We start from the raw sequence: 13918 nt of genomic DNA on the forward strand, positions 1-13918 counted from the left end.
CCGCGGGCCCGGCGCACGGGAGCGGGCCCGCGGGATCCATCGACGTACTGGACACCAGTGTTGACCACGGTAGGAGAGGGAGTATGAGCAGCCGTACCGTCATCCGCGGTGGTCTCGTCATCACCGCGTCCGACGAGATGCACGCCGACGTCCTGATCGAGGACGGCCGTATCGCCGCCCTCGCCGCGAGCGGCACCCCGGCCGCCGAGGCCTGGACGGCCGAACAGACCATCGACGCCACGGGGAAGTACGTCATCCCCGGCGGCGTCGACGCCCACACCCACATGGAGCTGCCGTTCGGCGGCACCTTCGCCTCCGACACCTTCGAGACCGGTACCCGGGCCGCCGCCTGGGGCGGTACGACCACGATCGTCGACTTCGCCGTGCAGAGCGTGGGCCACTCCCTGCGCGAGGGCCTCGACGCCTGGCACGCCAAGGCCGAGGGCAACTGCGCGATCGACTACGGCTTCCACATGATCGTCTCCGATGTGCACCAGGAGACCCTGAAGGAGATGGACCTGCTGGTGGAGGAGGGCGTGACCTCCTTCAAGCAGTTCATGGCCTACCCCGGCGTCTTCTACTCGGACGACGGCCAGATCCTGCGCGCCATGCAGCGCTCCGCCGAGAACGGCGGCCTGATCATGATGCACGCGGAGAACGGCATCGCGATCGACGTCCTGGTCGAGCAGGCGCTCGCCCGCGGGGAGACCGACCCGCGCTACCACGGCGAGGTCCGCAAGGCGCTCCTGGAAGCCGAGGCCACGCACCGGGCCATCCGGCTGGCGCAGGTCGCGGGCGCGCCCCTGTACGTCGTGCACGTCTCGGCGATGGAGGCGGTCGCCGAGCTGGCCAAGGCACGCGACGAGGGGCTGAACGTCTTCGGCGAGACCTGCCCGCAGTACCTGTTCCTGTCCACCGACAACCTCGCCGAGCCGGACTTCGAGGGCGCGAAGTACGTGTGCTCGACGCCGCTGCGGCCCAAGGAGCACCAGGCCCACCTGTGGAAGGGGCTCAGGACCAACGACCTCCAGGTCGTCTCCACCGACCACTGCCCGTTCTGCTTCGTGGGCCAGAAGGAGCTGGGGCGCGGGGACTTCTCGAAGATCCCCAACGGCCTTCCCGGCGTCGAGAACCGGATGGACCTGCTCCACCAGGCCGTCGTCGAAGGCCACATCTCGCGCCGCCGCTGGATCGAGATCGCCTGCGCCACCCCGGCCCGGATGTTCGGCATGTACCCGAAGAAGGGCACGATCGCGCCGGGCGCCGACGCCGACGTCGTGATCTACGACCCGCAGGCCGAGCAGGTCATGTCCGCCGTGACCCACCACATGAACGTCGACTACTCGGCGTACGAGGGCAAGCAGACCACCGGGCGGGTCGAGACGGTCCTCTCGCGCGGCGAACTCGTCATCACCGAGCGGGAGTACACCGGGCGCGCCGGGCACGGCGTCTACACCCCCCGCTCCACCTGTCAGTACCTCAACTAGGAGCGGAGCACATGGACTTCGGACTCGTCCTGCAGACCGACCCGCCGGCCTCGCGGGTCGTCAGCCTGATGAAGCGCGCCGAGCGCAGCGGCTTCTCCTACGGCTGGACCTTCGACTCCGCCGTGCTGTGGCAGGAGCCGTTCGTCATCTACAGCCAGATCCTCGCGAACACCCAGAAGCTGACGGTCGGCCCGATGGTGACCAACCCGGGCACCCGCACCTGGGAGGTCACGGCCTCCACCTTCGCCACCCTCAACGACATGTTCGGCAATCGCACGGTCTGCGGCATCGGCCGCGGCGACTCGGCGATGCGCGTCGCCGGGCGCAAACCCAACACCCTGGCCCGTATCAGCGAGGCGATGAAGGTCATCCGGGCGCTCGGCAGCGGCCAGGAGGCCGACCTCGGCGGCGGTACGGTCGTGAGGTTCCCCTGGATCAAGCCGGGCGCCGAACTCCCCGTATGGATGGCGGCGTACGGGCCCAAGGCGCTGAAGATGACCGGCGAGGAGGCCGACGGGTTCATCCTGCAGCTCGCCGACCTGTACCTGACCGAGTACATGGTCAAGGCCGTCAAGGACGCGGCGGTCGCGGCCGGCCGTGACCCGTCCGAGGTGAAGATCTGCGTCGCGGCTCCCGCGTACGTCACCGAGGACGACTCGCCCGAGAAGCTCGCCCACGCCCGTGAGCAGTGCCGCTGGTTCGGCGGGATGGTCGGCAACCATGTCGCCGACCTGGTCAGCAAGTACGGCGAGCACTCGGCCGCCGTACCCGACGAACTCACCGACTACATCAAGGCCCGCGAGGGGTACGACTACTCCCACCACGGACGCGCCGACAACCCCGACACCGCGTTCGTGCCCGACGAGATCGTCGACCGGTTCTGCATCGTGGGACCGGTCGAGAAGCACATCGAGAAGCTGAACGCGCTGCGGGAGCTGGGCGTCGACCAGTTCGCCGTGTACGACATGCACGACGCGCAGGAAGCCGTCATCGACGCGTACGGCTCGGAGGTCATTCCCGCGATCAACTCCTAGCGGGAATCAGCGAGTTCGCACACCCCGGCACCACCCGACCCCCCACACCTTGTCCCCCCTCCTCGCCGTCCCGGGGAGGGGCCCAAGGCCCCCGCACGGCCTGTCTGTCTCCCGTCCCGCTCTGTCGATTGGCCTGCTCATGACCGAAACAGTCCCCACGGGGTCACCGATATCCCAGTTCGCCGGTAACGACGGCCGGATCGAACTCGCTCCCGAGGCGTACCCCGCCGACAGCCCCTTCGCCAACGAGGACCTGCGTCCCGTCCCGGTCGCCGAGCGCAAGTGGACGACGTACAACTTCGCGGCCCTGTGGATCTCCATGGCCCACTGCATCCCCAGCTGGACCCTGGCCTCCGGCCTGGTCGCCCTCGGCATGGACTGGAAGCAGGCCGTCTTCACCATCGCCCTGGCCAACGTCATCGTGCTGCTGCCGATGCTGGCCACCGGGCACGCCGGACCCAAGTACGGCATACCGTTCCCGGTGCTGGCCCGCGCCTCGTTCGGGCTGCGCGGCGCCAACATCCCGGCGCTGATCCGGGCGGCCGTGGCCTGCGGCTGGTTCGGCATCCAGACCTGGATCGGCGGCAGCGGCATCTTCGCCCTCGGCTCCAAGCTCACCGGCGGTGGCTGGGAGAACGCGGCGAAGGTCGCGGGCAACCCCTGGCCGCTGTGGCTCTGCTTCCTGCTCTTCTGGGCGCTGCAGATTGCCATCATCTACCGCGGCATGGACTTCCTGCGGCACTTCGAGAACTGGGCCGCGCCCTTCGTGATCGTCGGCGCCCTCGTGCTGCTGATCTGGATCGCGGTCAAGGCGGACGGGTTCGGCGCGCTGCTCGACCAGCCCTCGAAGCTGGGCTGGGGCCCCGACTTCTGGCCGGTCTTCTTCCCGTCGCTCATGGGCATGATCGGCTTCTGGGCGACGCTGTCCCTCAACATCCCCGACTTCACCCGCTTCGGCGCCAGCCAGAAGGCGCAGACCTGGGGCCAGGCTCTCGGCCTGCCCACGACCATGACGCTCTTCGCCGTGCTCGCCGTGCTGGTCACCTCCGGCTCCGAGGTCGTCTACGGCGAGGCGATCTGGGACCCGGTCGCGCTGGCCGCCAAGACGGACAACGCCTTCGGCCTGCTCTTCGCGCTGATCATCGTGCTGGTCGCCACGATCTCCGTGAACATCGCGGCGAACGTGGTCTCGCCGGCGTACGACCTGGCGAACCTGGCCCCGAAGCTCATCAACTTCCGTACCGGCGCGCTGATCACCGGTGTCGTCGGCATCCTGATCTTCCCGTGGAAGCTGATCTCCACCCCGGAGTTCTATATCTTCACCTGGCTCGGCGTGGTCGGCGGTCTGCTCGGCACGGTCGCGGGCATCCTGATCGCCGACTACTGGGTCGTCCGCCGCACGGTCCTGCACCTCGCCGACCTGTACACGCCCGGCGGGCGCTACTGGTACTCGTCCGGCTGGAACTGGCGGGCGATCGTCGCCTTCCTGGTCGGCGGCGTCCTCGCGGTCGGCGGCTCGTACTCGGGCGTCGGTGCCGACGGCGCGAAGACCGGGCCGTTCCCGACCGACGGACTGATCCCGTTCCTCAAGCCGCTCGCCGACTACGGCTGGGCGGTGGGCCTGGGAGCCTCGCTGCTGCTGTACGTGGTGCTCATGGGCGGACGCAAGGAACGCGCCGAAGCCTGATCCCGCGAGGGAGGGCGGCCGGGGAGGACGGTCGTGGAGGGCTCTCAGCCCTTCTGGCCGTCCTCCAAGGCGGCCACCGCCTCCTTGGCCGCCTTGATCGCGCCCTTGTTGATCTCGTCCGTGTCGGGCGCCTTCTTCGACTCGAAGTCGCTGCCGCTGTACGTGATGGAGACCAGCGCGTTGGACACCCGGACCAGCACCACGCCCTCACGGGTCTGCTGCTTGTCCTCCGTGGTGAGGTTCACGACGGAGTAGCCGGCGTCACCGATACCGGGGACGTCGCCACCGCCGCTCTTGTCCGCGACGCGGTCCTTGAAGGACTTCAGCGCCGCGTCGTCCGACTCCGTGATCTCGAAGGACACGTCCAGCCAGCGGTAGTCGTAGCCCTTGAGCGCGTTCCACGAGCAGGTGCGGCGCAGCTTCGAGTCGGTGGACTGGATCTCCTTGCCGGCCGTCTTGGCACCCGGCACCAGTGACTTGATCGTCTTCGTGCCCAGGCTGTCGCACGGTGCGGGAGCGCTGTCGTACGTCTTCGACACCGCCGCCGTCGCGGGTGCCGTGGGCGACTCGCCCTCGCTCTTGCGCGTCCCCCCGTCGTCGGCGGCCGGTGTCGCGGCGAACGGGCCGGACGACAGCGCCCAGCCCGCCGCGGCGAGCACGACGACGGGCGACAGACGTGCGGTGAGGGCGAGCGGCAAGGAAAGAGAACGCACGGCGCACTTTTCGTGGGGGACGGTGCGGAGGGAGTCCGCACTGCGGACGGGACGCCAGTGTCACATGACTCCCTGTGAGGCGGAAGGGCGAACTCGCTCCGTGCTGACGCCGTTACGGCAGGGCCGTAATTACGTGGTGTCCTGGGAGAGTTACGTGGCCTGATGGATGATTTGGGCGGAAAGTGCGCTTTCGATGCGGTCAACGGCGACGAACGCCCCATACGCCACCAGGTGCACCAGACAGTGGTCGGTATGCTCCGGCCGGCGCCAGGCCGCGACGTCCTCGTCCGTGATGCGGTACGGCGCGAGGGCGGCCAGCAGGGCGAGGCGCGCCCCGGGACGCTCCCGTCGGTCCGGCAAGCCCCTCAGGTCGAGCGGCGGATGTGCCCCGTCCCAGTCCTGGATGACGTCTTCCACGAGGTCCTGGTCGTCGGTGTCGAGAAGATCGGCGCCCGACAGGGCCGCCCTGAGCAGTGCCGCGTACGCGAGGCCGACGGGGGTGCCGCCCGCCCATGCGGGGGCTTCGCCGGGGTCGGCGTGGTCGAGGAGAGCGAGGGCGGTGCCGGGACGGGCCGGGCGGCGCACGGTCCGGGCGAGCGTGCGGCCCGCGAGGCTGCGTACCGCGCGCAGGCGCTGTGCGCCGGCCGGCAGCAGGTTCTCGGTCAGCAGGGCCGACGCGATCCGGTTGATGAAGTGGAAGGTGAGCGCGGTGCCGAGGTAGGCGGGGGCGTGCGCGCGGGGGAAGGGGTACGGCATCAGGGCGGCGCCGGGCACGCGCGTGTGCCGTCCCCAGGCCAGCACGCGCGCGTGCTCCTCGTTTCGCGGGGCCTCTCCCCGCGCCAGCCGCTCCGCCAGCGCGTGGTCGCCGGTGGCGTGCAGCAGCACGGTGTGGGCGTCCACGCAGAACGGGCACTTGTTGGCGAGTGACACCCCGAGGGCCACCAGCTCCTTGCCGGTGCGGTCACCCGCCCCCGCGATGAGCGACTCGCGCATCAACGCCCAGGTGGGGGCCAGGAGTTCGGGCGCGGAGGACAGGACCACGAAGGTGGCGGGCGCCGCGATGCCGAAGTCGAGGGCGATCTGCGCGTACACCTCGGCGACGGTGCCGGTGGCCGACCTGGGCGGGAGGGGCTCGGTGTGACGGAAGGGTGTGGACATGGGCAGCAGCTTGCTCCGGCGGGGCGGTCCGGGGCGTCGTACGGCCGAAGGGAGTTGGGGCTGCGACGGCGGGGTCGGCCGGTGCCGGGCACTACTGCGTGGGGAGTAGTCGGGAGGCCGTCCACAGGGGTGACGTCACTGTCGGTGGGGCGGTCTACTGTGCGGGCATGAGGGGGAATCGGATCAAGCGCGAGCGGCTCGTCGACGCGGCGGTCGCGGTCGTGGTCGGCGTGATCGTCGTGCTCGTCGCCCGGGCGGACGACCGTGCCGGGCCGCTCGACCTCGCGCTGATCACGGTCGGTTCGCTGGCCCTGGCCGCGCACCGCACGGCTGCGCGCGTGGTGCTCGCGATCACCACCGGCAGCCTGCTCGCCGAAGTCGTCCACGCCGGACCCTCCGCGATCATGGCCCTCCCCGTAGTGGGCGCGGTGCACACGGCGGCACGGACCGGGCACCGGGGCACGGCCGCCGCGGCCGCCGCCGTCTTCCTCGGCGGCTATGTCGCGGCGGGCTCGGCGAGCGCGGAGGTCGCCCGGGAGGCGGTGCTCCTCGCCGGCTGGTTCCTGTGCGCGGTCGTGACGGGGCTGGCCGACAGCAACTGGCAGGCGTATCTGCGGCAGACCGAACAGCGCGCCATGGAGGCCGAACGCACCCGGGAGGAGGCGGCGTTGCGCCGGGCCGGTGAGGAACGCCTGCGCATAGCCCGTGAGTTGCACGACTCGCTCACCCACAGCATCTCGATCGTCAAGCTCCAGGCAGGCGTCGCCGTCCACCTGGCCCGCAAGCGAGGCGAGGAGATACCGCCCGCGCTGCTCGCCATCCAGGAGGCGAGCGGCGAGGCGATGCGCGAGCTGCGCGCCACGCTGGAAGTGCTGCGCACGGACGAGCCGACCGGCACCCCCGCGCTGCTCGTGGAGCGCGCACGGGCGGCCGGGCTCGCGGTCGAGCTGACGGTGACGGGGGAGGAGCGGCCGCTGGCGGCGACCGTCGACCGGGCGACGTACCGCATCGTCCAGGAGGCCCTGACGAACGCGGCGCGGCATGCGGGACCGGCGAAGGTGAGCGTTCAACTGGCCTATGGAAAAGGCGACTTGACGATCCGCGTCGAGGACGACGGCACCGCCGACCCGGCCGGCCCGCCCACCCCCGGCATCGGTCTCACCGGCATGCGCGAACGCGTCACGGCCCTCGGCGGCACGCTGGACGCCGGTCCCCGCGCGGAGGGCGGCTTCGCGGTGCGGGCGCGGCTGCCGTTGGGGGAGGCGGGGGAGGTACGGGAGGCGGGATGAGGTGAGGGAGCCGGGACGAGGACGGGGTGACGGGGGGTTGGGGGACGCCGGGTTGGGGGACGGGGTGACGATGGGGTGTGGGGCGGGGTGACGACGGAATGGGGGACGGCGTGATCAGGGTGGCGCTCGTCGACGACCAGGCACTGATGCGGGCGGGCTTCCGGGCCCTGCTCGACGCCGAGGACGGTATCGAGGTGGTCGGTGAGGCGGCGGACGGGAAGCGGGGCCTGGAGCTGATCCGCGCCCAGGTTCCCGACATCGCGCTGATCGACGTACAGATGCCGGTGATGACGGGCATCGAGGCGACCCGCCGCATCGCCGCGGACCCGGCGCTGGCGTCCGTGCGCGTGGTGATCCTGACGAACTACGGCCACGACGAGTACGTCTTCGAGGCCCTGCGCGCCGGCGCGAGCGGCTTCCTGCTGAAGGACACCGAACCGGCCGACCTGCTCCAGGCGATCGAGGTGGTGGCAGGCGGGGAGGCGCTGCTGTCCCCGTCGGTGACCCGCACCCTGATCGGCGAGTTCGTGTCCAGGCCGCCGGACCGGGCCACCGCTCCCGGCCTGGAGTGCCTGACGCGCCGGGAACGCGAGGTGACGGCGCTGGCTGCGCGGGGTCTGACGAACGAGGAGATCGCCGAGCACATGGTGATCAGCCCGTTCACGGCGAAGACACACATCAGCAGGGCGATGACGAAGCTGGGGGCGCGGGATCGGGCGCAGCTCGTGGTGTTCGCGTATGAGTCGGGGCTGGTGACCGCCCGCGGGGCATAACCCGTTGCGTCGGGCGGACGGCGATCAGCAAGCTGAGGCGATGACCGAGACGACGGACGAGACGCGGCCTGCCGTACGCGAGGAGATCCTCGCCTACTACGAGCAGGGCAAGGAGGACGCCCGGCTCAAAGAGGGCGGGGCCCCGGCCGGGCGGCTGGAGTTCTGGCGTACGCAGGAGGTGCTGCGGCGGTTGCTGCCCGCGGCGCCGGCGCGTGTGCTGGACGTCGGAGGAGGTAGCGGCGTGCATGCGGAGTGGCTCGCCGAGGACGGGTACGAGGTGGTGCTCGTCGATCCGGTGCCGCTCCACGTCGAGCAGGCGGCCCGCATCCCCGGTGTCACCGCCCGCCCCGGGGACGCGCGCGAGCTGCCCGCCTCCGACGCCGCGTACGACGCGGTGCTGATGCTGGGCCCGCTGTACCACCTCCCTGAACGGTCCGACCGGGTAAGGGCGTTGGCCGAGGCACATCGGGCTGCCCGGCCGGGCGGGCTGGTGGTCGCGGCCACCATCAACCGCTTCGCCCAACTGCACGACCTGCTCCGTGAGGAGCGCTACTTCATCCCGCGGCACCGCGAACGGACCGACGCCGTGCTGGCGGACGGCGGCCGCCATCCCTACCACGAGGACGGCTTCTTCACCCTCGCCCACTTCGCCCGACCCGACGAAGTCCCCGCGGAGTTCGCCGACGCCGGACTCACCGTCGAGGGCCAGTACGGCATCGAGGGTGTCGCCTGGCTCATGGGCGGTGTCGAGGACTGGCTCGACGCCCCGGAGTGCCGCGAGGCCGTGCTTGAAGCATGTCGGCACATCGAGTCCGAGCCGAGTCTCCTCGGTGCCAGTGGGCATCTGCTGACCGCGGGCAGACGGTTGCCGTAAGTCCGTACGATCGCAAGATCGGCCGCCGTCGAGTGAGGAGTCCGCCCGTGTTCACCACCCGCCCCACCCTCCAGGGCACCTTCGGCATGGTGTCCTCCACCCACTGGCTGGCCTCCCAGTCGGCGATGGCCGTGCTGGAGGACGGCGGCAATGCCTACGACGCGGCCGTGGCGGGCGCCTTCGTGCTGCACGTCGTCGAGCCGCACCTCAACGGCCCCGCCGGCGAGGTGCCGATCCTGCTCGCCCCCGCGGGCGGCGAGGTGCGGGTGCTGTGCGGGCAGGGCGTCGCCCCCGCGGGGGCCACGGTCGCGCACTACCGGGGACTCGGCCTGGACCTCGTACCCGGGACCGGGCCGCTGGCCGCCGCCGTTCCCGGCGCCTTCGACGCCTGGATGCTGCTGCTGCGGGACCACGGCACCAGGACGCCGGCCGACGTGCTCAAGTACGCCATCGGATACGCCGAGCACGGGCACGCGCCCGTGGAGCGCGTCGGCGAGACCGTCGAGACCGTGCGGGAGCTGTTCGAGACCGAGTGGACGTCGTCGGCCGAGGTGTATCTGCCGGGCGGCAAGGCGCCCCGGCCCGGCGAACCGTTCCGCAACCCCGCCCTCGCCGCCACCTGGAAGCGACTGCTCGACGAGATCGCCGGGGCCGGGGACCGGGTCGCCCAGATCGAGGCGGCGCGGGAGGTGTGGCGCGCCGGCTTCATCGCCGAGGCGCTCGTACGACAGGCCCGGCGGCCCACCATGGACACCAGCGGTGAGCGGCACTCCGGCACCCTCACGGCCGCCGACCTCGCCGGCTGGTCCGCCACCTACGAGGCGCCGGCGACGTACGACTGGAACGGCTGGACCGTCTGCAAGGCCGGACCCTGGAGCCAGGGTCCGGTCCTCCTCCAGCAGCTCGCGCTGCTCCCGCCCGAGCTGCCGCGATACGGGTCCGCCGAGTACGTCCATCTGCTGATCGAGGGCTGCAAGCTGGCCATGGCCGACCGGGAGGCCTGGTACGGCGACGCGGCCGAGGTACCCCTCGCCGAGCTGCTGTCGGAGCCGTACAACGCCGCCCGGCGGAAACTGGTCGGCGAGAAGGCCTCCCACGAGCTGCGCCCCGGCAGCCCGGGCGGACGCGACCCCCGGCTGTGCGCCCACGCGCGCGTGGTGGCCTCCGACGAACCCGGCTTCGACGTGCTGGGCGGCGGGGAACCGACGGTCGCCAAGCGCCCCACCTCCCCGGTGCCGGGCGAGCCGGACATCGCCGCCGACGGCACCACCCGCGGCGACACCTGCCACCTCGACGTCGTCGACCGCTGGGGCAACATGATCGCGGCCACGCCCAGCGGCGGCTGGCTGCAGTCCAACCCCGTCGTACCCGAACTGGGCTTCCCGCTCGGCACCCGGCTCCAGATGGCCTGGCTGGAGGAGGGCCTGCCGAACTCGCTGACGCCGGGCCGCCGCCCCCGCACCACCCTCACGCCGTCCATCGCCCTGCGCGACGGGGTGCCCGTCATGGCATTCGGCACGCCCGGCGGGGACCAGCAGGACCAGTGGCAGCTGCACTTCTTCCTGGCCGTGGTCCTGCGGGCGCAGGTCCGCGGCGGCCTCGACCTCCAGGGCGCGATCGACGCCCCGAACTGGCACAACGACAGCTTCCCCGGCTCCTTCTACCCGCGCGGGATGCGGCCGGGGAGCGTCACCGTGGAGGCCCGTACGGGCACGGACGTGGTCGAGGAGCTGCGCCGGCGTGGTCATGAGGTGACCGTCGGTGACGCCTGGTCGGAGGGGCGGCTGTGCGCGGTCGCACGGGACCCGCAGACCGGTGTGCTGTCGGCGGCGGCGAACCCGCGGGGAATGCAGGGGTACGCGGTCGGGCGCTGAGAACTCGCCGGACACACCCTCTGACCTGCCGATACGCGCCCCTCATGTTCACGTCGATGCCATCCGGCGGCCACCGGGCGGGCGGGGATTGTCAGTGGGGCGTGCTCTCATGGAGGGGTGATCGGATACAACGAAACCATCGAAGAGTTTCTCGCACAGCACTCGGCCGACGTGGAGGAAGCGGTCCGCAAGGCGGCCGCGGCCGAGATCATGCCCCGCTTCCGGCAGCTCGCCGAGGACGAGATCGACCAGAAGAACGGACCGCACGACCTGGTGACCGACGCCGACCGGCTCGCCGAGCAGTACCTCACCGAGGCGCTCGGCGCCCTGCTGCCCGGCTCGGTCGTGGTCGGCGAGGAGGCGGTGCACGCCAATCCGGCATCGTACGACGCCATACGCGGCGACGCCCCGGTCTGGATCATCGACCCCGTCGACGGCACCCGCCAGTTCGTGCACGGAGACACCGGCTTCTGCACGCTGGTCGCGCTCGCGCACCGCGGCGTCCTGCTCGCCTCCTGGACGTACGCCCCCGCCCTCGACCAACTGGCCACGGCGATACGGGGCCAGGGGGCCTTCCTCGACGGCGAGCGGCTGTACTCCGGCGCGCCGGAGCCCGGCCGGGATCTCGAAGTCGCCACGTCCCACCCGGACTACACGACCGACGAGCAGAAGCACGCCCTGCTGGGCCTGTGGACCGACGGTGTGCGGCCCCGCGCCTGCGGTTCCGCGGGGCTGGAGTATCTCGCCATCGCCCGGGGCGAGTTGGATGCCACGGCGTTCTCCTGGGAGGCCGCCTGGGATCACGCGGCGGGCCTGCTCCTGGTCGAGGAGGCGGGCGGAGCCCACCTGACCCGCGCGGGTGAGCCCTTCCGCATCACCGGCGGCAACGACCTGCCGTTCACTACGGCCCGTGACGCGGCCACGGCTCGCCGGGTGCGGGAACTGCTGTCGGGCGCAGCCTGATCTGGGGACGGCCCCCGCCGACGCGCAGGTCGACCACCTCGAACTCGGCGGGAGTGCCGTCCGCGGGCCACGCGCATTCCGCCCGCAGCAGCACCGAGGCGTCCACGAAGCCGGCGGCGGGCAGACCGACGTCGACGAACACGCCCGTGACACCGGGACCCCAGGGCGAGGCGGTGAACGTCCCGGTCAGGCGCGTCCCGACCGGCAGGGGACCGGTGTCGTGGCGGACGTCGCACTGGCGGAAGGACCGGGCGCGGCCCCACGCCACATCGAACTCCCGCGGGCCGACCGACCGGGCGCCCGGTGGCTCCACGACCGGTTCCCGCACCGGCACCCCGTACACGACCTCGTACAGCCGCACGCCCCACTCCCCGCACGCCTGCCGTGTCTGCGCCACCTCGACCGGTTCGGCCGCCACCACGGGCACGGAATCGGGCCCCGGAAGGTGATCTGCCGCAGCACCTGCCCGGCTTCCCCCACCTCGAACCAGTGCCACGAGTCGTCCTCGGGCACATGGAAGCGGAAGCGGCACGTCACCCGGCGGACCTTACCCACGCCCCGGCGCTGTCAGTGACCCGGCATATCCTGATCCTTCAAGGCCATCGGCTGACGAAGGGGTCCGAAGGTGCCGTCGATGCTCGATGCGGTCGTGGTGGGTGCGGGGCCGAACGGACTGACCGCTGCCGTGGAGCTGGCCCGCCGGGGCTTCTCCGTGGCCGTGTTCGAGGCGCGTGACACCGTGGGCGGAGGAGCCCGCACGGAAGAGCTGACCCTCCCCGGCTTCCGGCACGACCCGTGCTCCGCCGCACACCCCCTCGGCATCAACTCACCCGCGTTCCGGGCGATGCCGCTCGACCGCTACGGCCTGCAGTGGCTGCACGCCGACCTGCCGATGGCGCACCCCTTCACCGACGGCGGCGCCGCCGTGCTGTCCCGGTCCGTCGCCGAGACCGCCGCCTCCTTCGGACCGCGCGACGCGGGCACGTACCGCAGGCTGGTCGAGCCGTTCCTGCCCAAGTGGGACACGCTGGCCCGTGACTTCATGTCCCTGCCCCTCACCGCGCTCCCGCGCGACCCGGTCACCCTCGCCCGCTTCGGCCTGGTCGGCCTGCCCCCGGCGACCGTACTGATGCGCCGCTTCCGCGACGAGCCGGCCAGGACCCTGTTCTCCGGCCTCGTCGGACACGTCATGGCCCCGCTCGGCGGCTTCGCCACCGGCGCCATCGGCCTGGTCTTCGCCCTGTCCGCCCACGCCCGCGGCTGGCCCCTGGCCCGCGGCGGCTCCCAGTCCATCTCCGACGCCCTCACCGCATATCTCGAGGACCTCGGCGGCGCCGTCCACACCGACTACGAGGTCAAACGGCTCGACGACCTGCCGCCCGCGCGCGCGTACGTCTTCGACACCTCGCCCACCGCCCTGGCCCGCATCGCAGGCTTCGGCCGGTACTACGAGGGCTATCGCTACGGCGCCGCCGCCTTCAAGATCGACTACGCGCTGGACGGGCCGGTGCCCTGGACCGCGCCGGAGGCCCGGCGCGCGGGGACCGTGCAGATCGGCGGGAGCAGCACGGAGATCGGCGCCGCGCTGCGCGCCGCGTCCCGGGAGGGCCGGGCGCCCGACAAGCCGTTCATGATCACGGTGCAGCCCAGCGTCGTCGACCCCACCCGGGCGCCCGAGGGCAAGCACGTCTTCTGGGCGTACGGCCATGTACCGAACGGCTGGACCGGAGACCTCACGGACGCCCTGGAACGTCAACTGGAGCGCTTCGCCCCGGGGTTCCGCGACCGCGTCCTCGCCCGTGCGACGGCGGGGCCGGCCGAACTCGCCGCCCGCAACGCCAATTACGTCGGCGGCGACATCGCCTCCGGCGCGGCCTCCGGACTCCAGCTCCTGCTGCGCCCCAAGCTGTCGCTCTCCCCTTACAGCACTCCGCACCCGGCGGTCTACATCTGCTCGTCGGCGACCCCGCCCGGACCGGGCGTGCACGGCATGTCGGGGCACAACGCGGCCAAGGCGGTGTGGCGTCGGCTGAGGCAGCAGCCGTAAGACCGGTCAAACGACCCAC

Annotated in this window: 12 protein-coding genes; 9 read left to right on the plus strand and 3 right to left on the minus strand. The window is 71.7% G+C overall.

The window, feature by feature from the left end; translation table 11 throughout:
- Positions 1–83: 83 nt before the first annotated feature.
- The 3 genes from hydA (at position 84) to EJ357_RS38340 (ending at position 4208) form a co-directional block, all read left to right on the plus strand.
- The gene (gene hydA, locus EJ357_RS38330; RefSeq protein ID WP_126396246.1) at positions 84–1487 is read left to right on the plus strand and encodes a dihydropyrimidinase; all 1404 of its coding nucleotides are present in this window, start codon (positions 84–86) and stop codon (positions 1485–1487) included.
- An 11-nt stretch (positions 1488–1498) separates the two neighbouring features.
- Positions 1499–2521 (plus strand): TIGR03842 family LLM class F420-dependent oxidoreductase, encoded by a 1023-nt coding sequence (locus EJ357_RS38335; RefSeq protein ID WP_126396247.1) that lies wholly within the window; start codon positions 1499–1501, stop codon positions 2519–2521.
- A gap of 139 nt (positions 2522–2660) precedes the next feature.
- On the plus strand, positions 2661–4208 hold the full coding sequence (locus tag EJ357_RS38340; protein ID WP_126396248.1) for an NCS1 family nucleobase:cation symporter-1: 1548 nt from the start codon (positions 2661–2663) through the stop codon (positions 4206–4208).
- A gap of 44 nt (positions 4209–4252) precedes the next feature.
- Here the strand turns inward: EJ357_RS38340 and EJ357_RS38345 are convergent, their stop codons facing one another.
- Positions 4253–4921: a hypothetical protein gene (locus EJ357_RS38345; RefSeq protein ID WP_126396249.1), complete on the minus strand. Its 669-nt coding sequence runs from the start codon at positions 4919–4921 to the stop codon at positions 4253–4255.
- Between the two features lie 150 nt (positions 4922–5071).
- On the minus strand, positions 5072–6079 hold the full coding sequence (locus tag EJ357_RS38350) for a carboxymuconolactone decarboxylase family protein (protein ID WP_126396250.1): 1008 nt from the start codon (positions 6077–6079) through the stop codon (positions 5072–5074).
- Between the two features lie 167 nt (positions 6080–6246).
- On the opposite strand from EJ357_RS38350, the gene EJ357_RS38355 reads away from it, so the two are divergent.
- From EJ357_RS38355 to EJ357_RS38375, 5 genes are all read left to right on the plus strand, one after another.
- Positions 6247–7368, plus strand: a complete 1122-nt coding sequence (locus EJ357_RS38355) for a sensor histidine kinase (RefSeq protein WP_126396251.1) — start codon at positions 6247–6249, stop codon at positions 7366–7368.
- Between the two features lie 98 nt (positions 7369–7466).
- Entirely contained in the window at positions 7467–8141 is a 675-nt protein-coding gene (locus EJ357_RS38360; RefSeq protein ID WP_126396252.1) for a response regulator, read from the plus strand.
- A gap of 40 nt (positions 8142–8181) precedes the next feature.
- On the plus strand, positions 8182–9015 hold the full coding sequence (locus EJ357_RS38365) for a class I SAM-dependent methyltransferase (protein WP_126396253.1): 834 nt from the start codon (positions 8182–8184) through the stop codon (positions 9013–9015).
- Between the two features lie 47 nt (positions 9016–9062).
- Positions 9063–10889 (plus strand): gamma-glutamyltransferase family protein, encoded by a 1827-nt coding sequence (locus EJ357_RS38370; protein ID WP_126396254.1) that lies wholly within the window; start codon positions 9063–9065, stop codon positions 10887–10889.
- 117 nt (positions 10890–11006) lie between these two features.
- Complete coding sequence (locus EJ357_RS38375; protein ID WP_126396255.1) at positions 11007–11852, plus strand: inositol monophosphatase family protein; 846 nt, start codon at positions 11007–11009, stop codon at positions 11850–11852.
- Here the strand turns inward: EJ357_RS38375 and EJ357_RS38380 are convergent.
- Complete coding sequence (locus tag EJ357_RS38380; RefSeq protein WP_126396256.1) at positions 11791–12270, minus strand: hypothetical protein; 480 nt, start codon at positions 12268–12270, stop codon at positions 11791–11793. The genes EJ357_RS38375 and EJ357_RS38380 overlap by 62 nt on opposite strands.
- 216 nt (positions 12271–12486) lie before the next feature.
- Here EJ357_RS38380 and EJ357_RS38385 point away from each other — a divergent pair, with 216 nt between their 5' ends.
- Positions 12487–13899 (plus strand): phytoene desaturase family protein, encoded by a 1413-nt coding sequence (locus tag EJ357_RS38385; protein ID WP_126396257.1) that lies wholly within the window; start codon positions 12487–12489, stop codon positions 13897–13899.
- Positions 13900–13918 lie beyond the last annotated feature (19 nt).

Origin of the sequence: Streptomyces cyaneochromogenes (assembly GCF_003963535.1) — a bacterium.
Lineage (GTDB): Bacteria > Actinomycetota > Actinomycetes > Streptomycetales > Streptomycetaceae > Streptomyces > Streptomyces shaanxiensis.

Excerpts from the sequence above, each read along its gene's own strand:
- EJ357_RS38365 (WP_126396253.1), top strand. The coding sequence starts at position 8,182 with ATGACCGAGACGACGGACGAGACGCGGCCTGCCGTACGCGAGGAGATC.
- EJ357_RS38385 (WP_126396257.1), top strand. The coding sequence starts at position 12,487 with ATGCTCGATGCGGTCGTGGTGGGTGCGGGGCCGAACGGACTGACCGCT.
- EJ357_RS38355 (WP_126396251.1), top strand. The coding sequence starts at position 6,247 with ATGAGGGGGAATCGGATCAAGCGCGAGCGGCTCGTCGACGCGGCGGTC.
- hydA (WP_126396246.1), top strand. The coding sequence starts at position 84 with ATGAGCAGCCGTACCGTCATCCGCGGTGGTCTCGTCATCACCGCGTCC.
- EJ357_RS38360 (WP_126396252.1), top strand. The coding sequence starts at position 7,467 with ATGGGGGACGGCGTGATCAGGGTGGCGCTCGTCGACGACCAGGCACTG.
- EJ357_RS38350 (WP_126396250.1), bottom strand. The coding sequence starts at position 6,079 with ATGTCCACACCCTTCCGTCACACCGAGCCCCTCCCGCCCAGGTCGGCC.
- EJ357_RS38335 (WP_126396247.1), top strand. The coding sequence starts at position 1,499 with ATGGACTTCGGACTCGTCCTGCAGACCGACCCGCCGGCCTCGCGGGTC.
- EJ357_RS38340 (WP_126396248.1), top strand. The coding sequence starts at position 2,661 with ATGACCGAAACAGTCCCCACGGGGTCACCGATATCCCAGTTCGCCGGT.